This window comes from Burkholderia sp. HI2714 (assembly GCF_002223085.1).
Lineage (GTDB): Bacteria > Pseudomonadota > Gammaproteobacteria > Burkholderiales > Burkholderiaceae > Burkholderia > Burkholderia lata_D.
This window is the reverse complement of the sequence record NZ_NKFM01000012.1, coordinates 21,629-46,060: the sequence shown is the minus strand read 5'-3', so window position 1 is coordinate 46,060 and position 24,432 is coordinate 21,629. Positions and strand designations below refer to the sequence as shown.

The following is a 24,432-nucleotide window of genomic DNA, read 5'->3' as shown; positions in this document are numbered from 1 at the left end:
TGCATGACCGGGCGCGACCTTGGTGTCGCGCCCTTTTTTTACGAGGAATGCATATTGAAAGCGATTGCTCTCGCGCTCGCATCGATTGCCGCGGTAGCCACCCTGGCAGGTTGCGCGAATTCGAAGACGCCCACCAACAAGGATGACAGCGAGTTCGTGTATCTGCTGGACCGCCAGGGCACCTGGAAGGAAAACACGGTCGACTCGCTGCCGCCGTTGCCGCAAACGGGCGACCTGCTGCCGTTCAACGTCTCGCAGAACACGCCGCTCAAGTTCTTCGTCGATGCGAAGTCGCTCGCGGTCGGCACCGATGGCGTCGTGCGCTACGCGGTCGTCATCACGAGCCCGGCCGGTGCGCGCAACGTGAACTACGAAGGCATCCGCTGCGACACCTACGAATGGCGCCAGTATGCCGGCCTGAATTCGGAACACGACGGCTGGGACCGCACCGTCGAGAACGACTGGCGGCGCATCGAGAACGGCGAGCTGAATGCCTACCACTCGGCGCTCTATCAGGACTACTTCTGCTCGAACAAGATGCCGCAGGGCACGACCCAGCAGATCCTGGAGAACATCCGGTTTCACCGCACCGCGATGAGCCAGTTGCGCTGACGGCGTGGCGCCCGCCGCGCCCCCCTGCCCGCCGCATGAAAAAAGCCCGCATCACGCGGGCTTTTTCGTTTGACGGCCGGATCCGGCACGAAGGGTCACACCAGCACCAGGTTGTCGCGATGGATCAATTCGGGCTCCAGCATGTAGCCGAGCACGGATTCGATCTCGCCACTCGGCTTGCGGTGAATCAGTTTCGTCTCCGCGCTGCTGTAGTTCGTGAGCCCACGCGCCACTTCGCGGCCGTCGGGACCGACACACGCGATGACTTCGCCGCGCGCGAACGCGCCCTGCACGTCGATCACGCCGATCGGCAGCAGGCTCTTGCCGCCGGCCGTCAGCTTCTCGACCGCGCCTGCGTCGATCACGACATGGCCGCGCACCTGAAGATGGTCGGCCATCCACTGCTTGCGCGCCGCCATCCGCGCGGTACGTGCGATCAGTTGCGTGCCGATCGCCTCACCGGCCGCCAGACGCACGAGCACGTCGGCCTCCCGACCGCTCGCGATCACGGTGTTCGCGCCGCTGTGCGCCGCGCGCTTCGCCGCGAGGATCTTCGTCAGCATCCCGCCGCGGCCGAGGCTCGAACCCGCCCCGCCGGCCATCGCCTCGAGTTCCGGCGCGCCTGCATTGGCTTCCGCAACGAGCGTCGCGTTCGGGTCCTTGCGCGGATCAGCCGTGAACAGCCCCGACTGGTCGGTCAGGATGATCAGGGCATCGCCTTCGATCAGGTTTGCCACGAGCGCGCCGAGCGTATCGTTGTCGCCGAACTTGATTTCGTCGGTGACGACCGTGTCGTTCTCGTTGATGATCGGCACGACGCCAAGCCGCAACAGCGTCAGCAGCGTCGAACGCGCATTCAGGTAGCGCTCGCGGTCTGCCAGATCGGCATGCGTCAGCAGGATCTGCGCGGTGCGGATGTCGTGCTCGGTGAAGCGGCTTTCATAGACCTGCGCGAGCCCCATCTGGCCGACTGCGGCGGCGGCCTGCAACTCGTCGATTTCCCGCGGTCGCTTGCTCCAGCCGAGCCGCTGCATCCCTTCGGCAATCGCGCCCGAACTGACGAGCACGACTTCCTTGCCCTGGGCGCGCAGTGCGGCGATCTGAGCCGCCCAACGGCCGATTGCCGCATGATCGAGCCCCTTGCCGTCGTTGGTCACGAGGCTGGAGCCCACCTTCACCACCAATCGCTTCGAATCCGCGATGATCGAACGCATCCTGCACTGTCTCCTGTATCTGCTGCCTTTCCGACCGGGCGCGATTGAGCCGGCGCCGGGCGGCATGCCCGGCGCATTCCGGAATCGCTCAGGCGTCGTCGCCCGACGCTGCATCGCCCTTGGCAGGCGGCGCGTCGCGGAAACGCACGTCTGCCGCGAGATCTTCCGCCTCCGCCGCGCGATGCGCGTCCGAATGTTCGGAGAGGTAGTCGTAGATCGCGTAGCACAGCGCTTCACAGCCCTGACCGGCCAGTGCCGAGATCTCGAACACGGGGCCGTCCCACTCGAAGCGCTCGAGGAAATCCTCGACGCGCGCCTTGCGCTCGTCTTCCGGCACCATGTCGAGCTTGTTGAGCACGAGCCAGCGCGGCTTCTCGAAGAGCGCCTCGTCGTACTTGCGCAGCTCGCCGACGATCGCCGTCGCTTCCGCCACCGGATCGACGCTTTCGTCGAACGGCGCGAGATCGACCAGATGCAGCAGCACGCCGGTGCGCTGCAGGTGGCGCAGGAACTGATGGCCGAGGCCCGCGCCTTCGGCGGCGCCCTCGATCAGCCCCGGGATGTCGGCAATCACGAAGCTCTTGCTCGGGCCGACGCGCACCACGCCGAGATTCGGCGCAAGCGTCGTGAACGGATAGTCGGCAATCTTCGGCCGCGCGTTCGACACCGACGAGATGAACGTCGACTTGCCTGCGTTCGGCATGCCGAGCAGGCCGACATCGGCGAGCACCTTCAGTTCGAGCTTCAGCATGCGACGCTCGCCGGGCTTGCCGTCCGTCTTCTGGCGCGGCGCGCGGTTCGTGCTCGACTTGAAATGCAGGTTGCCGAGCCCGCCGGCGCCGCCCTGGGCAAGCATCACCTGCTGGTCGTGCTCGGTCAGGTCGGCGATCAGCTCGCCGGTATCCATGTCGCTGATGATCGTGCCGACCGGCATGCGCAGCGTAACGTCGTCGCCGCCCTTGCCGTAGCAATCCGATCCGCGCCCGTTTTCGCCGTTGCGCGCCAGGTGCTTCTTCGCGTAACGGTAGTCGATCAGTGTGTTGATGTTGCGGTCGGCGATCGCGTATACGCTACCGCCCCGGCCGCCGTCGCCGCCGTCCGGCCCGCCGAACGGGACGAATTTCTCGCGGCGCATCGACGCACTGCCATCGCCTCCGTCTCCGGCGATGACTTCGATTCGTGCTTCGTCAATGAACTTCATTCGTCACTCCGCCCAGTATTTCCGCTATTGTGCCGCGCGCCGGCGCGCTTGAACAATCTGCCGTTCGGCCGATCGTACGCCGGTTGCGCGATGGTCGCCCCAACGCACACGCGCCTGGCGACCAAATAAAAAAAGGCCCCGCGAAGACTGCGGGGCCTTTCGGCTACGAAGCCCGTGGGTGCCTGAACTTAGGCAGCCGCCGGGACAACGATGACCAGATGCTTCTTGTCCGCGCCCTTCGTCGCGAACTTGACGTGACCGTCGACCAGCGCGAACAGGGTGTGATCCTTGCCCATGCCGACGTTCTCGCCTGCGTGCATGCGCGTACCGCGCTGACGCACGATGATGCCGCCGGCATTGATTGCCTGGCCGCCGTACACTTTCACGCCGAGACGTTTCGACTCGGAGTCGCGGCCGTTCCGGGAAGAGCCGCCTGCCTTTTTGTGTGCCATCTGATTGCTCCTTTACCGAGGCGCTTACGCGTTGATCGCGTCGATGCGCAGCTCAGTGTAGTTCTGGCGGTGGCCGCCGTGCTTTTGGTAGTGCTTCCGGCGACGCATCTTGAAGATGGTGACCTTGGCATGACGACCGTGCGACACAACGGTGGCCTTGACGGAAGCCCCACTGACCAGCGGCGTACCGAACTTAATCGATTCGCCTTCGCCCACTGCGAGAACCTGGTCGAGCGTGATTTCAGCGTCAATGTCAGCCGGTATCTGTTCTACTTTGAGTTTTTCGCCAACGGCAACCTTGTACTGCTTGCCGCCGGTTTTTATGACCGCGTACATTGAGAACCTCACTCTGGATCCAATTTTTCCGCACACCACGCGCGGAAAACACGTGATTATACATGGGGTTAGCACCCAAGTCAAAGCCGATCGACGATTGCCGCGCGCGGGCCTCTACCGGACGGCCAAAATCGCGCCGCTGGTACGTCTGACAGACCGGCATATCGCGGATTCGACTTATAATCCGCGGCATCACCCAATTCCATCATCATGTCGTCGTCCACCGCCTCCCCCACCCTCAGCGCCGCCCATCTGCTCGCTCCGATCACCAGTGACATGGAGCAGGTGAATCGCGTTATCCGGCAAAGCCTCGCGTCCGATGTGCTGCTGATCAACCAGATCGCCGAGTACATCATCGGCGCGGGCGGCAAGCGGCTGCGTCCGGCATTGCTGCTGCTCGTCGCCGGCGCGCTCGGCGAGACGTCGCACCAGCGGCACGTGCTGGCCGCCGTCGTCGAGTTCATCCACACGGCCACGCTGCTGCATGACGACGTCGTCGACGAATCCGAGCTGCGCCGCGGCCGCCAGACCGCCAATGCGCTGTTCGGCAACGCGGCGAGCGTGCTGGTAGGCGACTACCTCTATTCGCGCTCGTTCGAGATGATGGTCGGCGTCGGCAAGATGCGCGTGATGGAGATCCTGTCGGAAGCGACGACGATCATTTCCGAAGGCGAGGTGCTGCAGCTCCTCAACATGCACGACGCGGACGTCGACGAAACGCGCTACATGCAGGTGATTCGCTACAAGACAGCCAAGCTGTTCGAGGCATCGGCACGCCTGGGCGCGGTACTCGCGGGCGCCGATGCGCCGACCGAGGCGGCCGCCGCCGAATACGGCCGCCGGATCGGCACGGCATTCCAGATCATGGACGACTGGCTCGACTACGCAGGCACCGTCGAGGCAATGGGCAAGAATGCCGGCGACGACCTTCGCGAAGGCAAGCCGACGCTGCCGCTCATCTATCTGATCGAACGCGGCACGCCCGAACAGTCGGCGCTGGCACGCGAGGCGATCGAACAGGGCGGCACCGACCGCTTCGACACGATCTTCGAAGCGATCACGCGCTCGGGCGCACTGGATCACACGCTCGAATGCGCACGTCAGGAAGCGCAGGCGGCAGCCGCGGCGATTGCCGCGTTCCCGGACTCGATCTATAAGGAAAGCCTGCTCGGGTTGTGCTCATACTCGACGTCGCGGCAATCGTAAGCACGCCGCGAACGCGAAGCGATGCCTTGTCTCGAAAATTTTCTTCATCAAAGTATTCCCTTTTAGAAAAAACATCGTTATAGTTACGTTCTTGCTTGTGACGACGCAGCGATTCTTAACGAAGGCGGCGAAGTCTGAAGAGCAAAAATCGGGGTGTAGCTTAGCCTGGTAGAGCGCTACGTTCGGGACGTAGAGGCCGGAGGTTCGAATCCTCTCACCCCGACCAGATTTTTAAAAAACCGTGCACTTCGTGCACGGTTTTTTTTTACCCGGCCGCCGCAGGCCCCTCGTGTCGCGCACGACACATCGCCGCCGCCGGCCTCTGCTATATTCCTTCCATCCCTGTCCTTCACTGCCCTTCCAACGCGTGGACCAAATTCCCTTATGGGCGCAAATCGGCGCCGTCTTCCTGCTTCTCCTCTGTTCCAGCTTCTTTTCGATTTCCGAGACCGCGATGATGGCGCTCAACCGCCATCGGCTGAAGCATCTCGCCAGCCAGGGCGCACTCGGCGCGAAAACCACGCAAGGCCTGCTCACGCGCACTGACCTGCTGCTCAGCGTGATCCTGATCGGCAACAACCTGTTCAACACGATCATCCCGGTCCTGACGACGTCGCTCGCGCTGCATACGTTCGGCCGCAACAACCTCGCGCTGTCGATCGCGACCGGCATCGTCGCGTTCCTGATCATCGTGTTCGCCGAAATCGCGCCGAAGATCGTCGGTGCGACGTTCCCCGAACGCATCGCGCTGCCCGCGAGTCTCGTGATCGCGCCGCTGATGCGCGTGTTCAAGCCCGTCGTCTGGTTCGTCAACGCCCTCGCGAACGGCGTGCTGTGGGTGCTGCGCATCAACACGAAGAAGGGTCGCGACCAGCGAATGTCGGCCGACGAGCTGCGGGCCATCGTGCTCGAGTCGAGCAGTTTCATGCCGACCAAGCACCGCAGCATCCTGCTCAACCTGTTCGACCTCGAGAACATCACGGTCGACGACGTGATGGTGCCGCGCCGCCAGATCGAGTCGCTCAATTTCTACGCGCCGCTCGACGACGTCCTGCACCAGATCGAGACCTGCTATCACAACCGGCTCGTCGTCTACGAAGGCGACATCGACAAGGTGCTCGGCGTGCTGCACGTCCGCAAGACGCTGACCGCGCTGCACAACCAGGAGTTCGACCGCGAGACGCTGCGCGCGCTGCTCGCCGAGCCGTACTACGTGCCGTCCGGTACGCCGGTGGTGCAGCAGCTCCAGTTTTTCCAGGAAACGCGGCAGCGGACCGCGCTCGTCGTCAACGAGTACGGCGAGCTCGAAGGGCTCGTCACGCCGGAAGACATCATCGAGGAGCTGATCGGCGAATTCACGACGTCGATGCCGCGCAGCGAACGCAAGGGCGGCTGGGACGAAAACGGCGAATGCATCGTCTCGGCGAGCATGCCGCTGCGCGAACTGAATCGCTGGCTGCACCTGAAGCTGCCGACCGACGGGCCGAAGACGCTGAACGGCCTGGTGCTCGAAATCCTCGAGGAAATTCCGGAAGACGACGTGTGCCTGAAAATCGGCGACGTCATGCTCGAGGTGATGCGCAGCGACGACCAGGCCGTGCGCACCGTCAAGCTCTTCAAACCGCGCGGCTCGCGCACCGCACGCGCCACCGCGCGCTAGCCGAACGGCTGACTGCCGGCGCCGCCTCCGACGCGCGACCATCTGCTGGTCACGGTCAACAGGCGGCCAGCGTGCCGGCTCACATGCATTTCCCTCCTCCCGGGGCGCCGCTGCGCACGCAGCCGCCCGCCCACTCCGATGCTTCGCCCGCTGCCGCATCGCGCGCGCTCGACGCGGCCCAGCTCGACGATGCGCCGGCCGTACGGCTGCTGACGGATACGCTTCACGCGGCTCGCGTACGCGACGCATCCGACATCCACGTCGAACCTTTCGAAGCCGGCTGGCGCATTCGCCTGCGCATCGACGGCGTGCTGCACGAACACGCGCGGCCGCCGCTTCATCTGCGCGACGCGCTCGTCACACGGATCAAGGTGCTCGCGCGCATGGACATCGCCGAGCGGCGGCTCCCGCAGGACGGCAGGCTGCGCATCGTGATCGACGGCGGTACGCGCGGCGACTACCGGGTCAGCTCGCTGCCCACGTTGTTCGGTGAGAAGCTGGTGCTGCGGCGGCTCGAAACCATGCCGCCCGATCTCACGCTCGCCCGCCTCGGCTTCGACGCGCAGCAGGCGGCCGCGATGGAGGCCGCGATACGCGCACCGCATGGTCTCGTGCTCGTCACGGGTCCGACCGGCAGCGGCAAGACGCTGTCGCTCTACTGCGCGCTGCAGATGCTCGATCGCGACACGCACAACGTCTGCACGGTCGAGGATCCCGCCGAGATCCAGCTCGACGGCATCAGCCAGGTCGGCGTCGCCGAAAAGGCCGGGCTCACGTTCGCAACGGCTCTGCGCGCGCTGTTGCGGCAGGATCCGGACATCATCATGGTCGGCGAGATTCGCGATGCGGAGACGGCCGACGTCGCGATCAAGGCCGCCCAGACCGGCCACCTCGTGCTGTCGACGCTGCACACGAACGACGCACCGGCCGCCGTCGCGCGGCTGCTCGACATCGGCGTCGCGCCGTACAACCTCGCGGCCGCGCTGCACCTCGTCACCGCGCAGCGCCTCGTCCGTCGACTGTGCACCGCCTGCCGCGTGCCCTCGGACGCACCGGTGCCCGTCCTGCGCGAAGCCGGCTGCGACCCGGCTGCCCTCGCAGCCGGATGGCGACCGTTCGTGGCGCGAGGCTGTCCGGCCTGTCACGGCATCGGCTATCGCGGCCGCGTCGGCCTGCATCAGACGATGCCGGTATCGTCCGGGCTCGCGGAACGCATCGTCGCACGGGCGAGTGTCGGCGAACTCGCGCAATGCGTGGCGGCCGAAGGCGTGCGCAGTCTGCGCGACGCGGCGCTCGCGCGCGTCCATGACGGCACGACGAGCATCGCGGAAGCCCTCGCCGCGACACCTGCCGCATGAGCATGCGCACGCCGCCGCGCGAGACCCGCTTCGCGTGGCGCGGCCGCCTTCGCGACGGCACGTCGCGTCGCGGGACCGTCATCGCATTCGACGCCGCGAGCGCACGTGCCGCGCTCGCACGCGACGGCATCGCCGTACTGTCGCTCAACGTCCGCGGGCCCGCCCGGCCGCCAACAGCCAGCGCGAGAGACGTCACGCGCTTCACGCGCCAGCTCGCGAGCCTGCTGCAGGCCGGGTTGCCGCTCGCGCCGTCGCTCGAGATGCTCGCGCGTACGCGGCCACACGATGGCCTGCCGCGCATCGCAGCGGGTCTCGCTCGCGAGATCGTCGGCGGCCGGCGCTTCGCCGATGCGCTCGCACGCTATCCATCCCAGTTCGGCACGCTGTATCGCCAGCTGATCGAGGTCGGCGAAGCGTCCGGCTCGCTCGGCATCGTGCTGACTCGGGTCGCGGAGCACCGCGAGCGCACCGACGCGCAGTGGCGCAAGCTGCGGGCCGCGCTCGCGTACCCGGTGGCCGTCATCCTGTTCGGGCTCGCGATCTCGGCCGCGTTGATGGTGTGGGTGGTACCGACGTTCCGCCAGATCTTCGACGGTTTCGGCGCCGCACTTCCGGCGCCGACCCGCGCGCTGCTCGCGCTGTCCTCCGCACTGTCGGCATGGGGCGGTGGGCTCCTTGCCATTGCCGCGGCGGCCGGGCTGGCCGCGCATCACGCACTGCGGCGGTCGGCACCGCTGCGCCACGCTGTCGCGCGGCGCCTGCTACATGCGCCGCTCGCGGGTAGCGCGCTCGGCCGGTACGCGGCCGCACGCTGGTGCCGCTCGCTTGCGACACTGCTCGGCGCCGGCGTGCCGCTCGCCGACGCCTTCGCCACGCTCGAGCGCACCGCCGGCCATCCGGTGTTCGAGCACGCCACTGCGCACATCGCGGCTCGCGTGCTGCGCGGCGCGCGCCTCGCGGACGCGATGCAGTCGGCCGGCTGTTTCCCGGACGACGTCGTACAGCCGATCGCCGTCGCCGAGGAGACCGGTGCACTCGACACGATGCTCGCCGACATCGCCGCGTTGTGCGAACGCCAGCTCGATGCGCGTCTCGATGCGCTCGCCGCGCTCGGCGAACCGCTGATCGTGATCGTACTGGGCGCACTCGTCGGCGGTCTCGTGATCGCGATGTACCTGCCCATCCTTCAGCTCGGCAACGTGGTGTAGCATCGCAACCGATTCTGTCGCCTTTTAGTCCGAACCTTGAGCCTCATGACGCCAGCGCCCCTGTCCGCCGTTACCGATTCGCCCGAGAGCACGCTGCTCGCGCTGGCGATGCTGCCGCCCGCGCTACAGTATGCGTTCGCGGTCGTCGTCGGCCTTTGCATCGGCAGCTTCCTGAACGTGGTCGTGCACCGGCTGCCCGTGATGATGCAGCGTGCATGGCAAGCCGAGATCGATGAAGCGACCGGCAACGCGAGCGCCCCGCCCGACGACGGCTACCCGCCGCGCTACGATCTGTGGCGCCCGCGCAGCGCCTGCCCGCATTGCGGCCACGTGCTGCGAGCATGGGAAAACATCCCGCTCGTCAGCTATCTGATGCTGCGCGGGCGCTGCCGGCGCTGCGGCCACGCGATCGGCATCCGCTATCCGCTCGTCGAGCTCGCGTGCGCGCTGCTCGCCGCCGGGTCGCTCGCGGCATTCGGCCCGACCGTCGCCGCGCTTGCCGCGTTCGCGCTGTGCGCCGCACTGCTCGCGATGAGCGCGATCGATATCCGGACGGGCTACCTGCCGGACTCGATGACGCTGCCGCTCCTCTGGGCCGGGCTCGTGCTGAACCTCGGCGGCACGTTCACGTCGCTGCGCTCGGCGGTGATCGGGGCCATGGCCGGCTACCTGTTCCTGTGGGCGATCTACTGGCTGTTCAAATGGCTGCGCGGCATCGAGGGCATCGGTTTCGGCGACCTGAAGCTGCTCGCCGCGCTCGGCGCATGGATGGGCTGGGCCGCATTGCCGCAGGTCGTGCTGTTCGCCGCGGTGACGGGCGCGATCGTCGGGCTCATTGCGACCTGGCGCGGCCGCATGCGCTTCGAGGAGCCGATTCCGTTCGGCCCGTTCCTCGCGGCAGGCGGCGCCGCGACGCTGTTTTTCGGCACCCCGTTCTATTCGGCGCTCGGAGGCTGACATGTTCACAATCGGACTCACCGGCGGCATCGGCAGCGGCAAGACGACCGTCGCCGACCTGTTCGGCGCCCGCGGCGCATCGCTGGTCGATACCGATCTGATCGCCCATCGCATCACCGCACCGGGCGGCCTCGCGATGCCCGCGATCGAACAGGCATTTGGCCGCGGCTTCGTTGCCGCCGACGGCTCGCTCGATCGCGCGAAGATGCGCACGCTGATCTTCAGCGACGACGCCGCACTCCGGCGCCTCGAAGCGATCACGCACCCGCTGATCCGCGCGGAGACCGATCGCGAAGCACGCGAAGCGCAAGGCCCGTACGTGATGTTCGTCGTGCCGCTGCTCGTCGAGTCAGGCAACTGGAAGGCGCGCAGCGATCGCGTGCTCGTCGTCGATTGCCCGGTCGAAACGCAGATTGCACGCGTGATGCGGCGCAACGGCTTCACGCGCGAGCAGGTCGAAGCGATCATCGCGAAACAGGCGACGCGCGAAGCACGTCTCGCGGCGGCCGACGACGTGATCGTCAACGACTCGACGACACCCGACGCGCTCGCCGCACAAGTCGATGCACTGCACCAACGCTATCTCGGGTTTGCGGCCGCCGCGCGCTGAACCTCGCGCCCAATCGTGATGGTGTACGAAATTGGCGCGTTGCTAGGGTAGAGAGTGAGCATTAGAATGTCCTGCATTGTTTCAATCCCTACCCAAGAGGCGAGCGCGCTTGATTCTTTACGAGTATCCGTTCAACGAGCGAATTCGCACGCTGTTGCGCCTCGAAGATCTCTTCGAGCGCTTCGCGTTCTTTTTGGCTCAGGAGGACCCGCGTGAACACCACGTCGCGCTGACGACGCTGTTCGAAATCGCCGAGGTAACGGGCCGCGCGGACCTGAAATCGGATCTGATGAAGGAGCTCGAACGTCAGCGCCAGACGCTCGCCCCCTTTCGCGGCAATCCGGGCATCGAGCAGAACGCGCTCGAAGCCGTGCTCGGCGAAATCGAGCAGACACTCGCGAATCTCGCACAGATGCAGGGCAAGACCGGGCAGCACCTCGTCGATAACGAGTGGCTCGCCAGCATCCGCAGCCGTGCGGTGATTCCCGGCGGCACGTGCAAGTTCGACCTGCCGTCGTACTACGCATGGCAGCAGTGGCCCGCCGAGCAGCGGCGCCAGGACATCGCGAAGTGGATCCTGCCGATGCTGCCGCTGCGCGACGCCGTGACGATCGTGCTGCGGCTCGCGCGCGAATCGGGCCAGGCGTCGAAGGTCATGGCGATGCAGGGCAGCTACCAGCAGATGCTGTCCGGCCGCACCTACCAGTTGATGCAGGTGCGCGTGCCGCCGGAGTTGCGCGTCATTCCGGAAGCGAGCGCGAACAAATACATGCTGTGGGTACGGTTCACCACGCAGGACGGCGATGTGCGTCCGCGCGCGGTGGATATCGACGTGCCGTTCCATCTGACACTGTGCAATCTGTAACGGCCGCAGGCCGGATCGCTTTCGTATGACTACCGTTGTGAAATGCCCGTCGTGCGGCGCTGAAGTGCGCTGGACGCCCGAAAATCAGTTCCGCCCGTTCTGCTCGGCCCGCTGCAAGCAGCTCGACCTCGGCGCATGGGCCGCGGAAAAGTACCGGATCGGCGGACCCTCCGACGAGGGCCCCTCGTCGGAAGAAGACGGCACGGAAGGCCGTCGAGACAGCTGAGCGGCGCTGCCCGCTGGTGATATGGCCCGCCTTTCCGGCAGGCCATCGTGGCGTCAGGTCGACGCGGCATCTTTCTCGAGCAATTCGAGCACCGGCAGCGCAGCGGGCAGCAGCGGCGCGACGGCGACCGGCAGTTGCTGCCACACGAACGCCTGCCCTTCCTTGCTGTGCGGCTCGCCCGTCCAGCCCGTCACCTTGCAGAAATACAGCCGCACGTACGCATGCGGATAATCGTGCTCGAGCGTGTGCCAGCGGTGGCTGGCCGTGACTTCGATGCCGAGTTCCTCGTGCAGTTCGCGCGCAAGGGCGTCCTCGACGCTTTCGCCGGCCTCCAGCTTGCCGCCTGGAAACTCCCAGTAGCCTTCATACGGCTTGCCTTGCAGCCGCTGCGCGAGCAGGTAGCTACCGTCCGGCTGCACCATCACGCCGACCGCGACTTCCGTCACCTTGCGGCCATCGGGCGCGCGCACCGCGCCTTGTGCGAGATCCGCGCTCATGCCTGCTCCTTGCGGCCCGACCAGTCACGCGCAAACTGCCACGCGACGCGCCCCGACCGCGAACCGCGCTCGAGCGCCCACACGAGCGCGTCGCCGCGTGCGGATTCGATCTCCGCATCCGGGCAGCCGAAATGACGCAGCCAGTGCCCGACGATGTCGAGGTAGTCGTCCTGCTTGAACGGATAGAAGCTGACCCACAGGCCGAAGCGCTCCGACAGCGAGATCTTTTCCTCGACGACTTCGCCGGGGTGAATCTCGCCATCCGGAAGATGCTTGTACGACTCGTTGTCGCTCATGTACTCGGGCAGCAGATGGCGGCGGTTCGACGTCGCGTAGATCAGCACGTTGTCCGACTGCGCGGCGATCGAGCCGTCGAGCGCGACCTTCAGCGCCTTGTAGCCCGATTCGCCTTCCTCGAACGACAGGTCGTCGCAGAACACGATGAAGCGCTCGGGACGCTGCGAGATCAGGTCGACGATGTCGCCGAGATCGTGCAGGTCGTCCTTGTCGACTTCGATCAGGCGCAGGCCGTCGCTCGCATACGCATTCAGGCACGCCTTGATCAGCGACGATTTGCCGGTACCGCGCGCGCCGGTCAGCAGCACGTTGTTGGCCGGCTTCTGCTGTACGAACTGCCGCGTGTTCTGTTCGATCAGCCCTTTCTGGCGATCGATGTTGTGGAGATCGTCGAGCGTGATCGACGACACGGCCGGCACCGGTTGCAGATAGCCGCGCCCCTGGCGCTTGCGCCAGCGGAAAGCGTGCGCGGCATTCCAGTCGACCGCGGCCGGCGCGGGCGGCAGCATCCCCTCGAGACGGCCGAGCAGCGCTTCGGCGCGCGTCAGAAACTGTTCAAGCTTGTCCATGTCGTTCGAACGCTCCCGATCAGGAGCGGTAATCCGCGTTGATGCTCACGTAGTCGTGCGACAGGTCGCACGTCCAGATGGTGGCCTGCGCGTCGCCACGGCCGAGCAGCACACGGATCGTGATTTCGCTCTGCTTCATCACGCGCTGGCCGTCCTCTTCCTGGTAAGCCGGGTTGCGGCCGCCCGCCTTCGCGACGAGCACGTCGTCGAGATAGAGGTCGATCTTGTCGACGTCCAGATCCGCGACGCCCGCATAACCGATCGCCGCGAGAATCCGGCCGAGGTTGGGGTCGGATGCGTAGAAGGCCGTCTTCACGAGCGGCGAATGGCCGATCGCGTAAGCAATCTGGCGGCATTCCGCGACATTCGTGCCGCCTTCGACCTGCACCGTCATGAATTTCGTCGCGCCTTCGCCATCGCGCACGATCAGTTGCGACAGCACCTGCGCGACTTCCGTCACCGCATCGCGCAGCGCGGCATAGGCCGGCGAATCGGTCGACGTGATCGCCGGCAGCGAGCTCTTGCCCGACGCGATCAGGATGAACGAGTCGTTCGTCGACGTATCGCCGTCGATCGTGATGCAGTTGAACGAGCGGTCGGCCACTTCCTTCACGAGCGTGTCGAGCACCGGCTGCGCGACGTTCGCGTCGAACGCGAGGAAACCAAGCATCGTCGCCATGTTCGGCTTGATCATGCCGGCGCCCTTGCTGATGCCCGTCAGCGTGACGGTATGGCCGTCGATCGTCACCTGGCGTGACGTGGCCTTCGGCAGCGTGTCCGTCGTCATGATCGCCTGCGCGGCGTCGAACCAGTTCGCGGCCTTGCGGTTCGCGAGCGCGGCCGGCAGGCCGGCCTTCAGGCGATCGATCGGCAGCGGCTCGAGGATCACGCCGGTCGAGAACGGCAGCACCTGCGCCGGCTCGATGCCCGCGAGGCGCGCGAGTTCCGTGCAGGTTTCGCGTGCGTTCACGAGGCCCGGCTCGCCGGTGCCCGCGTTCGCATTGCCCGTATTCACGACGAGCGCGCGAATGCCCGCGCCGCCCGCGCGCACCTTCGCCAGATGCTCGCGGCAGACGGTGACCGGCGCTGCGCAGAAACGGTTTTCGGTGAACACGCCCGCGACCGTCGCGCCTTCGTCGACGGAGATGACCAGCACGTCCTTGCGATTCGGCTTGCGGATGTTCGCTTCCGCCCAGCCGAGCGTGACGCCGGCGACTTGATGCAGTTGGGCGGGATCGATCGACGGAAAATTGACAGCCATGGGGCACACCTGCCGGATGGAAAATGCCGGCATGCGCCGGCATCGATTGGAAGAACCAGCGGCCGCATGCGCAGGCCGCCGCAACTCACATCACTCACTCGAAGCTGCGAACGAAGCGGCACGCGTGATGCGCACCGCCGTCGATCATGACAGCTTCCCGTGACATTGCTTGTACTTCTTGCCGCTGCCGCACGGGCACGGGTCGTTGCGGCCGACCTTCGGCATTTCGCCGCCGGGGCCGCTGTGCGTCATCGCGCTGCCGACCATGTCGGCCGTCGCGGTGGCTGCCGCGGCAGCCGCGACGTTCGCCACCGGCGCACCGGCTTCCGCGTAATCGGCGTGCTGGTACTCGACGTTCTCGAGATGACCGCCACGCTCCTCGATCTGCTCGGCAGCCTCCTCGAGTTGTTCCGGCGACTGGATCTGCACGTTCATCACGACGCGCGTGACTTCCTGCTTGATCGCCTCCAGCATCGCGGCGAACAGTTCGAACGCTTCGCGCTTGTATTCCTGCTTCGGATTCTTCTGTGCATAGCCGCGCAGGTGGATGCCCTGGCGCAGGTGGTCGAGCGCCGCGAGGTGCTCGCGCCACAGGCGATCGACCGTCTGCAGCATCACCGAGCGCTCGAACGCGCTGAACGATTCGCGGCCGACCATCGCGACCTTCGCCTCGTACTGCTCGTCGGCGGCCGTCGTCACCGCGTCGAGGATCTCCTCGGCCGTGATCGACGAGGACTCGTTCACCATTTCCTGGATCGCGAGGTCGAGCTGCCAGTCGTTGCGCAGCGCTTCCTCGAGCTCGGGCACGTCCCACTGCTCTTCGATGCTGCCTTCCGGCACGAACTGGCGGACGACTTCGGTGATCACGCCGTGACGCATCGCGGTGATCGTCTCGGTGATGTCGTGCGCTTCGAGCAACTCGTTACGCTGCTGGTAGATCACCTTGCGCTGGTCGTTCGACACGTCGTCGTACTCGAGCAGCTGCTTGCGGATGTCGAAGTTGCGCGCTTCGACCTTGCGCTGCGCGGACTCGATCGAGCGCGTGACGATGCCGGCCTCGATCGCCTCGCCTTCCGGCATCTTCAGGCGGTCCATGATCGAACGCACGCGGTCGCCCGCGAAAATGCGCAGCAGCGGATCGTCGAGCGACAGGTAGAAGCGCGACGAGCCCGGATCGCCCTGGCGGCCCGCACGGCCGCGCAGCTGGTTGTCGATCCGGCGCGATTCGTGGCGCTCGGTGCCGATGATGTGCAGGCCGCCCGCGGCCTTCACCTCCTCGTGCAGCGTTTCCCACTCGTCGTGCAGCTTCTGGATGCGGCGCGCCTTTTCGTCGGCCGGGATCGCTTCGTCGGCCTCGATGAACGCCGCCTGCTTCTCGGCATTGCCGCCGAGCACGATGTCGGTACCGCGGCCGGCCATGTTGGTCGCGATCGTGATGCGCTTCGGCCGGCCGGCTTCCGCGACGATCGCGGCTTCCCGCTCGTGCTGCTTCGCGTTCAGCACCTCGTGCGGCAGCCCGGCCTGCTTCAGCAGGTGCGACAGCAGTTCGGAGTTCTCGATCGACGTCGTGCCGACCAGCACCGGCTGACCGCGCTCGTAACAGTCGCGGATGTCGCGGATCACCGCGTCATAGCGCTCCTTGGCCGTCTTGTAGATCTGGTCCTGCTTGTCGATCCGCTTCGGCGGGCGGTTGGTCGGGATCACGACCGTTTCGAGGCCGTAGATCTCGTTGAATTCGTACGCTTCGGTGTCGGCGGTACCGGTCATGCCGGCCAGCTTCGCGTACATCCGGAAGTAGTTCTGGAACGTGATCGATGCGAGCGTCTGGTTCTCGCTCTGGATCTTCACGTGTTCCTTCGCCTCGACGGCCTGATGCAGGCCGTCGGACCAGCGGCGGCCGGCCATCAGGCGGCCCGTGAATTCGTCGACGATGACCACTTCGCCGTTCTGCACGACGTAGTGCTGATCCTTGTGGAACAGCGTGTGCGCGCGCAGCGCCGCGTACACGTGGTGCATCAGTGTGATGTTCTGCGGTGCGTACAGGCTCTCGCCCTCGCCGATCAGGCCCCATTCGGCGAGCAGGCGCTCGGCCTTCTCGTGGCCCGATTCCGTCAGGAACACCTGGCGTGCCTTCTCGTCGAGCGTGTAGTCGCCCGGCTTCTCGACGCCCGTGCCGTCGGCCTTCTCTTCGCCGATCTGGCGCTCGAGCAGCGGCGGCAGTGCGTTCATCCGCACGTACAGCTCGGTGTGATCCTCGGCCTGGCCCGAAATGATCAGCGGCGTACGCGCCTCGTCGATCAGGATCGAGTCCACTTCGTCGACGACCGCGAAATTCAGGGCCCGCTGCACGCGCGCGTCGGTCTCGTAGACCATGTTGTCGCGCAGGTAGTCGAAGCCGAATTCGTTGTTCGTGCCGTACGTGATGTCCGCCGCGTAAGCCTGCTGCTTCTGGTCGTGCTCCATGCCGGACAGGTTGATGCCGACCGACAGACCGAGGAAGTTGTAGAGGCGCGCCATCCATTCGGCGTCACGCTGCGCGAGGTAATCGTTGACGGTCACCACGTGCACGCCGCGGCCCGCCAGTGCGTTCAGGTACACGGGCAGCGTCGCGACGAGCGTCTTGCCCTCGCCGGTGCGCATTTCGGCGATCTTGCCGTAGTGGAGCACCATGCCGCCGATCATCTGCACGTCGAAGTGCCGCATCTTCAGCACGCGACGGCTGGCCTCGCGACAGACCGCGAAGGCCTCAGGCAGCAGCTTGTCGAGCGACTCGCCGGCCGCGACCCGCTGGCGGAATTCGTCCGTCTTGCCGCGCAACTGGTCGTCCGTCAGCTTCTCGATCTGCGTTTCGAGCGCATTGATCGTCGCGACGGTCTTTTGGTATTGCTTGACGAGCCGCTGGTTGCGGCTGCCAAAAATTTTCTGGAGAAAACCGGTTGTCATCGGATCGGATCCTGCGTCGCAGCACCGGCGCCCGGCGCGTGTTGCGCGCCCCGACGCCCGAGCCTCGGCGGCTTAGCGAATTAGTGGACTCAAACGAGGAATTTTAGCACGCGGGGAAGCATGCGCCCGTGTCTCGGGCAGACGGGCACTGCGCGCCGACGGCCGGGCCAACGGGGCGAAAGCCGCCCGTGCACGGGCCCGCGCGGGTACAATCGGCGTCAACGTCCGCGCGCGTGCGCGCCCGAAGAATGTCTCGATGAACCGATTTTCCAAGCGTTTCGGCCCGCTCGCCCCGTATCGCCCGCAACCCGTGTCCGAAGTGCTCGGCCGCACCGACGCGTTCGCGGCGCTGCGCGCCGGCGTCGAACAGATCGCGTCGCTGCAGCGCGATCTTGCCGCGCTCCTGCCCGACTATCTGGCGAACCACGTCGAGCCCGGATTCGTGAAGGACGGCACCCTGACCCTCTTTGCTGCGCACAACGCGTTGGCCGCCCGGCTGCGACAGGTCGAACCGCGGCTGCTCGGCGATCTGCAAAAACGCGGCTGGCCGGTCTCGACGCTGCGCGTACGCGTGCGCCCGAAAGATGCGCCTGAGCCGCCCCACGTGAAGCAGGCGCGGATGACGTCGGCTGGCGCGGCCGCGTTGCGCGATCTGGCAGATCATCTCGAACCGTCACCGCTGCAGGCCGCGCTCGCGCGGATGGCGGCCCGGCACGGCGCGAAGCCGCGCTGACGGTACGCGCCGCCGGCAACGCCAAGCGGCCGGCCAGTAAAAAAGCAGCCCGAAGGCTGCTTTTTTACTGCTTGCGTCGAACGCAGATCAGGCGAAGGCCGTCTGCATGTCGAACGCGAAGCCCTTCGGGGCGGCTTGCGGATCGTCGAACGTGACGATCTCGTACGCATCTTCGTTCGCGAGCAGTTCGCGCAGCAGCGCGTTGTTCAGCCCGTGGCCCGACTTGTACGCCGTGTACGACGCCAGCAGCGGATGGCCGATCACGTACAGGTCGCCGATCGCGTCGAGCATCTTGTGCTTCACGAACTCGTCGTCGTAGCGCAGCCCGTCGTTGTTCAGGATGCGGTACTCGTCGAGCACGATCGCGTTTTCCATGCTGCCGCCACGGGCGAGACCCATCTCGCGCAGCATCTCGGCCTCATGTGCGAAGCCGAACGTACGCGCACGCGCGATCTCGCGCACGTAAGACGTATTCGCGAAATCGACCTCGAGCTCCTGGCCGGTCTTGTCGACGGCCGGGTGACGGAAGTCGATCGAGAATTTCAGCTTGAAGCCGAAGTACGGATCGAGACGCGCGAACTTGTCGCCGTCGCGGATTTCGACCGTCTTCTTCACCTTGACGAAGCGCTTCGGCGCGTTCTGCTCCTCGATCCCGGCAGACTGGATCAGGAACACGAAGGTCGCCGCGCTGCCGTCCATGATCGGGATTTCCTCGGCCGTCACATCGACATAGAGGTTGTCGATACCGAGGCCGGCACACGCCGACATCAGGTGCTCGACGGTCGACACGCGCACGCCATCCTTCTGCAACACCGACGCGAGCCGCGTATCGCCGATCGACGTCGCCGCGGCGGGGATGTCGACGGGCGTGGGAAGGTCGACGCGCGAGAAGACGATGCCCGTGCCCGGCGCGGCAGGACGGAGCGTCAGCTCGATCTTGCGGCCCGAGTGGACACCGATACCCACGGTCTTCACGATGGATTTGATGGTGCGCTGCTTCAGCATGATGTTCTTCGTCTTGATTGAAGATATCAATCAGGAGTTATATTCGATAGGGGAGATTATAGCGTAATTCCCTATTCAGCGTAGTTTGAAACTGCGTATCAATCTGTTTCGACTGTTTACCCGCGCCGATACGGGACGGGCTGATGCCCGGAACGGAGGCGTTTCCGGTCATCAGCCCGTGTTACAATTGCCCTGAGGCGGGTGAGCAGCGTTGCCCGAAGGCAACGGCGCACCGCACGATCAGGACGTCAACGTCGCGAGAACACTCGCCGCATCGCTCACTTCGAATTTGCCCGGCGCCTCGACGGCCAGCGTCTTGACCACACCGCCGTCAATCACCATCGCGTAGCGCAGGGAACGAATTCCCATGCCACGCGCGGACAAATCCTGCGTCAGCCCCAGCGCATGAGTGAAAGCCGCGCTGCCGTCCGCCATCATGCGCACCTTGCCCGCGGTGTGCAGATCACGTCCCCATGCGCCCATCACGAATGCGTCGTTGACGGACACGCACCAGATCTCGTCGATGCCCGCCGCGCGCAACTGCTCGGCGTGTTCGACGTAGCCCGGCACATGCTGCGCCGAGCAGGTCGGCGTGAAAGCGCCCGGCAATCCGAAGATCACCACCCGCTTTCCCGCAACCTGGTCGCGCACGCTGTAGGCGTTCGGCCCCAGCGTGCACCCTTCGCGCGCGTCGTCGATGTACTCGAACAATTGCGCGTCGGGCAGCGCGTCGCCCACTTGAATCATGGCTGGTCCCTCATAGCGATACGGTTTTTCAGCGTGTCGCGGACAGCACGGCCCATCCCGCCCCGCTTGTGCGGAGAGGGCACGTTTCCCGGCCCGGCGTCGCAGCCGACGCGGCCTGTCGTGGTCCGTAGCATCCGTCACGCCGGCGATACCGCGGCAGATTCGCCGCGGCTTCGCCTGTGTTTGCGTCAGTCAGCCTGCTTGCGCAGGAAAGCCGGGATGTCGTACGTGTCGACACCCTTCTCCTGCAGCGCCTGCACGTGCGATGCCGCGGTTTCGCGCGAATTGCGCCACACCGCCGGCGTATCGAGCGCGCCGTAGTCTGCCGTGCTGACGTGATGCGTCGGAGCATAGCCGTGCGAAACCGCGCTGACCGGCTGGTTGTCCGTACCCGTGCGCAGCAGCGTCATCGGTGCCGACTGCTGCTTCTTCGCCGCACGGCCCAGACCCGTCGCCACGACCGTCACGCGCAGTGCATCGCCCATTGCGTCGTCGTACACCGCACCGAAGATCACCGTCGCATCTTCCGCCGCGTAGCTCTTGATCGTGTTCATCACTTCGCGCGTTTCCGACAGGCGCAGCGAACGGCTCGACGTGATGTTGACCAGCACGCCGCGCGCGCCCGACAGATCGACGCCTTCGAGCAGCGGGCTCGCCACGGCCTGTTCCGCCGCGAGGCGTGCGCGATCGACGCCGGCGACCGTCGCCGTGCCCATCATCGCCTTGCCCTGCTCGCCCATCACCGTCTTCACGTCTTCGAAGTCGACGTTCACGAGGCCATCGACATTGATGATTTCAGCGATGCCTGCAACCGCGTTGTTCAACACGTCGTCCGCGCACTGGAAGCACTTGTCCATCTCGGCGTCGTCGCCCATCACGTCGAACAGCTTGTCGTTCAGAACGACGATCAGCGAGTCGACGTGATCCTCCAGTTGCTGCGAACCGGCTTCAGCGACGCGCATGCGCTTGCCGCCTTCGAACTCGAACGGCTTGCTGACGACACCGACCGTCAGGATGCCCATCTCCTTCGCGATCTGCGCGACCACCGGCGCCGCGCCCGTGCCCGTGCCACCACCCATGCCGGCCGTGATGAACACCATGTGCGCGCCGCGCAGTGCGTCGGCGATGCGCTCACGCGCTTCTTCCGCTGCCGCACGGCCCATTTCCGGCTTCGCACCAGCGCCCAGGCCCGTGTTGCCGAGCTGGATCACCGACGATGCGCGCGAACGCGACAGCGCCTGCGCATCCGTGTTCATCACGATGAAGTCGACGCCCTGCACGCCGCGGTTGATCATGTGCTGGACGGCATTGCCGCCAGCGCCGCCAACGCCGACCACCTTGATGATGGTGCCGTTGGTCTCGGTTTCCAGCATTTCGAATTCCATTGTTGCCTCCGTCAAGAGAATGACTGCTACTCGGCCGTTATTCGGCAGGAGATCGGGCAACCCCCTGTCGCGCGCCAGCCGCCGGCACCAGCGCGAATTTCGATTCGGTTCGATTCGTCAGAAGTTGCTCAGGAACCATTCCTTCATCCGCGAGAACACCTGTCCCGCGTTGCCGGACTGCACGGCGACCTTGCGGCCGCGCATGCGCTGAGCACTGCCTTCGACGAGCAGCCCCATCGCCGTCGAGTAGCGCGGGTTGCGCACGACGTCGGAAAGGCCGCCTGCATATTCCGGCGCGCCGATGCGCACCGGTTTCAGGAAAATGTCTTCGCCGAGCTCGACCATGCCGGGCATCATCGACGCCCCGCCGGTAATGACCACGCCGGAGCTCAGCAGTTCTTCATAACCGGATTCGCGCACGACCTGCTGCACGAGCGAGAACAGTTCCTCGACGCGCGGCTCGATCACGGCTGCGAGCGCCTGGCGCGACAGCGTGCGCGGGCCGCGTTCGCCGAGGCCCGGCACTTCCACCATTTCGTCCGGGTCGGCGAGCGCCTGCTTCGCGATCCCATAGCCGACCTTGATGTCTTCCGCGTCCGGCGTCGGCGTGCGCAGCGCCATCGCGATGTCGCTCGTGATCTGGTCACCGGCGATCGGAATCACCGCGGTATGGCGGATCGCGCCTTCGGCGAAGATCGCGATGTCCGTCGTGCCGCCGCCGATGTCGACCAGCACCACGCCGAGATCCTTCTCGTCTTCCGTCAGCACGGCCAGCGACGACGCGAGCGGCTGCAGGATCAGGTCGTTCACTTCGAGCCCGCAGCGGCGCACGCACTTGACGATGTTCTGCGCGGCGCTCACCGCGCCCGTCACGATGTGCACCTTCACTTCCAGCCGGATGCCGCTCATGCCGATCGGCTCGCGCACGTCTTCCTGGCCGTCGATGATGAATTCCTGCGTGAGGATGTGCAGCACCTGCTGGTCGGTCGGGATGTTGATCGCCTTCGCGGTCTCGATCACGCGCGCGACGTCCGTCTGCGTGACTTCCTTGTCCTTGATCGCGACCATCCCGCTCGAGTTGAAGCTGCGGATATGGCTGCCCGCGATCCCCGTGAACACGTTGGTGATCTTGCAGTCGGCCATCAGCTCGGCTTCCTCGAGCGCGCGCTGGATCGACTGCACGGTGGCCTCGATGTTGACCACCACACCTTTCTTCAGACCCTTCGACTCGCTCTGGCCGAGACCGATCACCTCGTAGTGGCCTTCGCCCTTCAGCTCGGCGACGATGGCCACCACCTTCGACGTGCCGATGTCGAGGGAAACCAGCAGATCCTTGTAGTCTTTGCTCATAAAGTGCTCTTGCGTGTGATCTCTCGTTACTTCTTGCGCTTGTCGGTATCGGTCAGGAACCGCATGCCTGCCGCGCGAATCGCGAATCCGTTCGGATAGCGCAGGTCCGCGTACTCGATGTCGTTGCCCCAACGCTCCGTGACGGCCGGCCATGCAGCGACCAGGCGCTGGCTCCGGTCATGCAGCGACTCGCTGTTGCGTTCCTTGCCCAGCTCGACCTGCATGCCGTTCGACAGCTTCACCGTCCACGCGTACCGCGCCGACAGCGTCACTTCTTCCGGCGCCGCCTTCAGCGGCGCAAACCATTTCCCGAAGTCGCGATACCGCGTGACGACTTCCTTCGCACTGCCCTCCGGGCCGTCGAACGCCGGCAGTGCCTGCTCCAGCTCGCCCTGGTTCGCGGTGAACAGCTCGCCGTCGACGCTCACCAGCTGGTCGCTGCCCCAGGTCCCGAGCGGTTTGTACTCCTCGAGCGTGACAGCCAGCGCATTCGGCCACACCCGGCGCACGCTCGCATGGCGCACCCAGGGCATCTGCTCGAACGCGGCGCGCGCGGCGTCGAGATCGACCGTGAAGAAATTGCCTTTCAGCCGACCGACCACGCCTGCGCGCACCGTCGGTGAATTGATGTGCTCGGTGTCGCCGTCGATCCGGATTTCCCGCAGCGCGAACGTCGGGCGCTGGATCAGCCAGTAGCAACCGGCCGCCGCCAACACGAGCAGCAGCAGCGCGTACAGCGCGCTGGCGGCAAGGTTGAGTTGGCGAACGTTGTTCCACATACGTCGTTCCGTTCCTGCGTCAGTCGTTGAGCGTGAGCGACAGCACCTTCACGACCAGCTCCGAATAGCTGATGCCGACCGCGCGCGCGGCCTTCGGCGGCAGCGAGTGGTCGGTCATGCCCGGCGCGGTGTTCACTTCCAGGAAGTACGCGTTGCCGTCGGCGTCGAGCATGAAATCCGCGCGACCCCAGTCGGTGCAGCCGAGCACGTCGAACGCGCGGCGCGCGATGCGCTTGAGCTCCGCTTCCTTGTCGGCGGGCAGCCCGCACGGAATCAGGTATTGCGTGTCGTCGGCGACGTACTTCGCGTGATAGTCGTAGAACTCGCCGGCCGGCACGATCTTGATCACCGGCAGGTCGAGATCGCCGGCGATGCAGGCGGTGTACTCGCCGCCGCCCTCGATGCTCTTCTCGACGATCACGATCGGGTCATGCTTTGCGGCTTCCGCGAGCGCAGCCGGCAGCGCGTCGGCCGTCTTCACCTTCAGCACCGCGACGCTCGAGCCTTCGCTCGCCGGCTTCACGAACAGCGGCAGGCCGAGCTTCGCGACGATGTCCGTCGCGCGCGCCGCGAGGTCGTCGCCGCGCAGCACCGTCTCGAACGGCGGCGTCGGCACGCCCGTCTGCTGCCACACGAGCTTCGTGCGGAACTTGTCGAGGCCGAGCGCCGACCCGAGCACGCCGCTGCCCGTGTAGCGAATGCCGTAGAAATCGAGCGCGCCCTGAATCTGGCCGTTCTCTCCGTAGCCGCCGTGCAGTGCGTTGAACGCGCGCACGAACCCTTCGTCTTTCAGCGCCGACAACGGCCGCTCGGCCGGGTCGAACGGGTGCGCGTCGATGCCCGCGTCGCGCAGGCCCTGCAGCACGAGCTTGCCCGACGTGAGCGACACCTCGCGCTCCGAGGACTCGCCGCCGAACAACACCGCCACCTTGCCGAAACGTTTCGGATCAATCCCGCTCAT

24 protein-coding genes and 1 tRNA gene are annotated in these 24,432 nt (G+C 65.8%); 11 read left to right on the top strand and 14 right to left on the bottom strand.

Annotated elements, in window-relative coordinates:
• Positions 1 to 3: 3 nt before the first annotated feature.
• Positions 4 to 612: a CNP1-like family protein gene (locus tag CFB82_RS03040; protein WP_069247069.1), complete on the top strand. Its 609-nt coding sequence runs from the start codon at positions 4 to 6 to the stop codon at positions 610 to 612.
• A gap of 95 nt (positions 613 to 707) precedes the next feature.
• On the opposite strand, the gene proB is transcribed toward CFB82_RS03040, so the two are convergent.
• The 4 genes from proB to rplU all read right to left on the bottom strand — a co-directional run bounded on the left by proB (position 708) and on the right by rplU (position 3,815).
• Positions 708 to 1,826, bottom strand: a complete 1,119-nt coding sequence (gene proB, locus CFB82_RS03035; RefSeq protein ID WP_069247068.1) for a glutamate 5-kinase — start codon at positions 1,824 to 1,826, stop codon at positions 708 to 710.
• Positions 1,827 to 1,914: 88 nt separating this feature from the next.
• Positions 1,915 to 3,027 carry a GTPase ObgE gene (obgE, locus tag CFB82_RS03030; RefSeq protein ID WP_089483399.1) on the bottom strand — a complete coding sequence of 371 codons (1,113 nt, stop codon included), beginning with the start codon at positions 3,025 to 3,027 and terminating at the stop codon, positions 1,915 to 1,917.
• A gap of 188 nt (positions 3,028 to 3,215) precedes the next feature.
• Positions 3,216 to 3,479 (bottom strand): 50S ribosomal protein L27, encoded by a 264-nt coding sequence (gene rpmA / locus CFB82_RS03025; protein ID WP_006476999.1) that lies wholly within the window; start codon positions 3,477 to 3,479, stop codon positions 3,216 to 3,218.
• A gap of 24 nt (positions 3,480 to 3,503) precedes the next feature.
• Positions 3,504 to 3,815 (bottom strand): 50S ribosomal protein L21, encoded by a 312-nt coding sequence (gene rplU, locus CFB82_RS03020; protein WP_006025184.1) that lies wholly within the window; start codon positions 3,813 to 3,815, stop codon positions 3,504 to 3,506.
• Between the two features lie 210 nt (positions 3,816 to 4,025).
• Here rplU and CFB82_RS03015 point away from each other — a divergent pair, with 210 nt between their 5' ends.
• From CFB82_RS03015 to CFB82_RS02975, 9 genes are all read left to right on the top strand, one after another.
• Positions 4,026 to 5,021, top strand: a complete 996-nt coding sequence (locus CFB82_RS03015; protein ID WP_069247066.1) for a polyprenyl synthetase family protein — start codon at positions 4,026 to 4,028, stop codon at positions 5,019 to 5,021.
• Positions 5,022 to 5,170: 149 nt separating this feature from the next.
• Positions 5,171 to 5,247, top strand: a tRNA-Pro gene (locus tag CFB82_RS03010).
• Positions 5,248 to 5,388: 141 nt separating this feature from the next.
• Entirely contained in the window at positions 5,389 to 6,681 is a 1,293-nt protein-coding gene (locus tag CFB82_RS03005; RefSeq protein WP_179255368.1) for an HlyC/CorC family transporter, read from the top strand.
• Between the two features lie 83 nt (positions 6,682 to 6,764).
• Entirely contained in the window at positions 6,765 to 8,039 is a 1,275-nt protein-coding gene (locus CFB82_RS03000; RefSeq protein WP_089483398.1) for a GspE/PulE family protein, read from the top strand.
• Positions 8,036 to 9,247: a type II secretion system F family protein gene (locus CFB82_RS02995; protein WP_089483397.1), complete on the top strand. Its 1,212-nt coding sequence runs from the start codon at positions 8,036 to 8,038 to the stop codon at positions 9,245 to 9,247. The genes CFB82_RS03000 and CFB82_RS02995 overlap by 4 nt, the downstream gene beginning before the upstream one ends.
• Positions 9,248 to 9,292: 45 nt before the next feature.
• Positions 9,293 to 10,204, top strand: coding sequence for a prepilin peptidase (locus CFB82_RS02990; protein WP_069247062.1), 912 nt, complete (start codon positions 9,293 to 9,295; stop codon positions 10,202 to 10,204).
• A gap of 1 nt (position 10,205) precedes the next feature.
• Positions 10,206 to 10,814, top strand: coding sequence for a dephospho-CoA kinase (gene coaE / locus CFB82_RS02985; RefSeq protein ID WP_089483396.1), 609 nt, complete (start codon positions 10,206 to 10,208; stop codon positions 10,812 to 10,814).
• A 109-nt stretch (positions 10,815 to 10,923) separates the two neighbouring features.
• Positions 10,924 to 11,679, top strand: coding sequence for a cell division protein ZapD (zapD, locus tag CFB82_RS02980; protein ID WP_069247060.1), 756 nt, complete (start codon positions 10,924 to 10,926; stop codon positions 11,677 to 11,679).
• A gap of 25 nt (positions 11,680 to 11,704) precedes the next feature.
• Positions 11,705 to 11,905, top strand: coding sequence for a DNA gyrase inhibitor YacG (locus tag CFB82_RS02975; protein ID WP_089483395.1), 201 nt, complete (start codon positions 11,705 to 11,707; stop codon positions 11,903 to 11,905).
• A gap of 53 nt (positions 11,906 to 11,958) precedes the next feature.
• On the opposite strand, the gene CFB82_RS02970 is transcribed toward CFB82_RS02975, so the two are convergent.
• The 4 genes from CFB82_RS02970 to secA form a co-directional block, all read right to left on the bottom strand.
• Positions 11,959 to 12,402: an NUDIX domain-containing protein gene (locus CFB82_RS02970; RefSeq protein ID WP_089483394.1), complete on the bottom strand. Its 444-nt coding sequence runs from the start codon at positions 12,400 to 12,402 to the stop codon at positions 11,959 to 11,961.
• On the bottom strand, positions 12,399 to 13,268 hold the full coding sequence (locus CFB82_RS02965; RefSeq protein WP_089483393.1) for an ATP-binding protein: 870 nt from the start codon (positions 13,266 to 13,268) through the stop codon (positions 12,399 to 12,401). The genes CFB82_RS02970 and CFB82_RS02965 overlap by 4 nt, the downstream gene beginning before the upstream one ends.
• Before the next feature lie 19 nt (positions 13,269 to 13,287).
• A complete protein-coding gene (gene argJ / locus CFB82_RS02960; RefSeq protein WP_089483392.1) occupies positions 13,288 to 14,529 on the bottom strand; it encodes a bifunctional glutamate N-acetyltransferase/amino-acid acetyltransferase ArgJ in 1,242 nt (413 codons plus the stop codon).
• Positions 14,530 to 14,673: 144 nt separating this feature from the next.
• Positions 14,674 to 17,472 (bottom strand): preprotein translocase subunit SecA, encoded by a 2,799-nt coding sequence (gene secA, locus CFB82_RS02950; RefSeq protein WP_069247057.1) that lies wholly within the window; start codon positions 17,470 to 17,472, stop codon positions 14,674 to 14,676.
• 256 nt (positions 17,473 to 17,728) lie between these two features.
• On the opposite strand from secA, the gene CFB82_RS02945 reads away from it, so the two are divergent.
• Positions 17,729 to 18,205 carry a DUF721 domain-containing protein gene (locus tag CFB82_RS02945; protein WP_069247056.1) on the top strand — a complete coding sequence of 159 codons (477 nt, stop codon included), beginning with the start codon at positions 17,729 to 17,731 and terminating at the stop codon, positions 18,203 to 18,205.
• Positions 18,206 to 18,292: 87 nt separating this feature from the next.
• Here CFB82_RS02945 and lpxC read toward each other — a convergent pair whose 3' ends face one another.
• The 6 genes from lpxC to CFB82_RS02915 all read right to left on the bottom strand — a co-directional run bounded on the left by lpxC (position 18,293) and on the right by CFB82_RS02915 (position 24,432).
• Positions 18,293 to 19,210: a UDP-3-O-acyl-N-acetylglucosamine deacetylase gene (gene lpxC / locus CFB82_RS02940; RefSeq protein WP_011350845.1), complete on the bottom strand. Its 918-nt coding sequence runs from the start codon at positions 19,208 to 19,210 to the stop codon at positions 18,293 to 18,295.
• 240 nt (positions 19,211 to 19,450) lie between these two features.
• The gene (locus CFB82_RS02935) at positions 19,451 to 19,957 is read right to left on the bottom strand and encodes a peroxiredoxin (protein ID WP_011350844.1); all 507 of its coding nucleotides are present in this window, start codon (positions 19,955 to 19,957) and stop codon (positions 19,451 to 19,453) included.
• A gap of 188 nt (positions 19,958 to 20,145) precedes the next feature.
• The gene (ftsZ, locus tag CFB82_RS02930) at positions 20,146 to 21,342 is read right to left on the bottom strand and encodes a cell division protein FtsZ (protein WP_011350843.1); all 1,197 of its coding nucleotides are present in this window, start codon (positions 21,340 to 21,342) and stop codon (positions 20,146 to 20,148) included.
• Positions 21,343 to 21,459: 117 nt separating this feature from the next.
• Entirely contained in the window at positions 21,460 to 22,692 is a 1,233-nt protein-coding gene (gene ftsA / locus CFB82_RS02925) for a cell division protein FtsA (RefSeq protein ID WP_006487138.1), read from the bottom strand.
• Positions 22,693 to 22,718: 26 nt separating this feature from the next.
• Positions 22,719 to 23,471: a cell division protein FtsQ/DivIB gene (locus CFB82_RS02920; RefSeq protein ID WP_069247054.1), complete on the bottom strand. Its 753-nt coding sequence runs from the start codon at positions 23,469 to 23,471 to the stop codon at positions 22,719 to 22,721.
• Positions 23,472 to 23,490: 19 nt separating this feature from the next.
• Positions 23,491 to 24,432 (bottom strand): D-alanine--D-alanine ligase, encoded by a 942-nt coding sequence (locus tag CFB82_RS02915; protein WP_089444900.1) that lies wholly within the window; start codon positions 24,430 to 24,432, stop codon positions 23,491 to 23,493.

Excerpts from the sequence above, each read along its gene's own strand:
- rplU (WP_006025184.1), bottom strand. The coding sequence starts at position 3,815 with ATGTACGCGGTCATAAAAACCGGCGGCAAGCAGTACAAGGTTGCCGTT.
- secA (WP_069247057.1), bottom strand. The coding sequence starts at position 17,472 with ATGACAACCGGTTTTCTCCAGAAAATTTTTGGCAGCCGCAACCAGCGG.
- CFB82_RS02990 (WP_069247062.1), top strand. The coding sequence starts at position 9,293 with ATGACGCCAGCGCCCCTGTCCGCCGTTACCGATTCGCCCGAGAGCACG.
- CFB82_RS03000 (WP_089483398.1), top strand. The coding sequence starts at position 6,765 with ATGCATTTCCCTCCTCCCGGGGCGCCGCTGCGCACGCAGCCGCCCGCC.
- CFB82_RS02920 (WP_069247054.1), bottom strand. The coding sequence starts at position 23,471 with ATGTGGAACAACGTTCGCCAACTCAACCTTGCCGCCAGCGCGCTGTAC.
- CFB82_RS03040 (WP_069247069.1), top strand. The coding sequence starts at position 4 with ATGACCGGGCGCGACCTTGGTGTCGCGCCCTTTTTTTACGAGGAATGC.
- CFB82_RS02945 (WP_069247056.1), top strand. The coding sequence starts at position 17,729 with ATGAACCGATTTTCCAAGCGTTTCGGCCCGCTCGCCCCGTATCGCCCG.
- ftsZ (WP_011350843.1), bottom strand. The coding sequence starts at position 21,342 with ATGGAATTCGAAATGCTGGAAACCGAGACCAACGGCACCATCATCAAG.
- CFB82_RS02995 (WP_089483397.1), top strand. The coding sequence starts at position 8,036 with ATGAGCATGCGCACGCCGCCGCGCGAGACCCGCTTCGCGTGGCGCGGC.
- coaE (WP_089483396.1), top strand. The coding sequence starts at position 10,206 with ATGTTCACAATCGGACTCACCGGCGGCATCGGCAGCGGCAAGACGACC.
- ftsA (WP_006487138.1), bottom strand. The coding sequence starts at position 22,692 with ATGAGCAAAGACTACAAGGATCTGCTGGTTTCCCTCGACATCGGCACG.
- rpmA (WP_006476999.1), bottom strand. The coding sequence starts at position 3,479 with ATGGCACACAAAAAGGCAGGCGGCTCTTCCCGGAACGGCCGCGACTCC.
- CFB82_RS02975 (WP_089483395.1), top strand. The coding sequence starts at position 11,705 with ATGACTACCGTTGTGAAATGCCCGTCGTGCGGCGCTGAAGTGCGCTGG.
- CFB82_RS02935 (WP_011350844.1), bottom strand. The coding sequence starts at position 19,957 with ATGATTCAAGTGGGCGACGCGCTGCCCGACGCGCAATTGTTCGAGTAC.
- CFB82_RS03015 (WP_069247066.1), top strand. The coding sequence starts at position 4,026 with ATGTCGTCGTCCACCGCCTCCCCCACCCTCAGCGCCGCCCATCTGCTC.
- CFB82_RS02915 (WP_089444900.1), bottom strand. The coding sequence starts at position 24,432 with ATGAGCGGGATTGATCCGAAACGTTTCGGCAAGGTGGCGGTGTTGTTC.
- argJ (WP_089483392.1), bottom strand. The coding sequence starts at position 14,529 with ATGGCTGTCAATTTTCCGTCGATCGATCCCGCCCAACTGCATCAAGTC.
- proB (WP_069247068.1), bottom strand. The coding sequence starts at position 1,826 with ATGCGTTCGATCATCGCGGATTCGAAGCGATTGGTGGTGAAGGTGGGC.
- lpxC (WP_011350845.1), bottom strand. The coding sequence starts at position 19,210 with ATGCTGAAGCAGCGCACCATCAAATCCATCGTGAAGACCGTGGGTATC.
- CFB82_RS02965 (WP_089483393.1), bottom strand. The coding sequence starts at position 13,268 with ATGGACAAGCTTGAACAGTTTCTGACGCGCGCCGAAGCGCTGCTCGGC.
- CFB82_RS02970 (WP_089483394.1), bottom strand. The coding sequence starts at position 12,402 with ATGAGCGCGGATCTCGCACAAGGCGCGGTGCGCGCGCCCGATGGCCGC.
- obgE (WP_089483399.1), bottom strand. The coding sequence starts at position 3,027 with ATGAAGTTCATTGACGAAGCACGAATCGAAGTCATCGCCGGAGACGGA.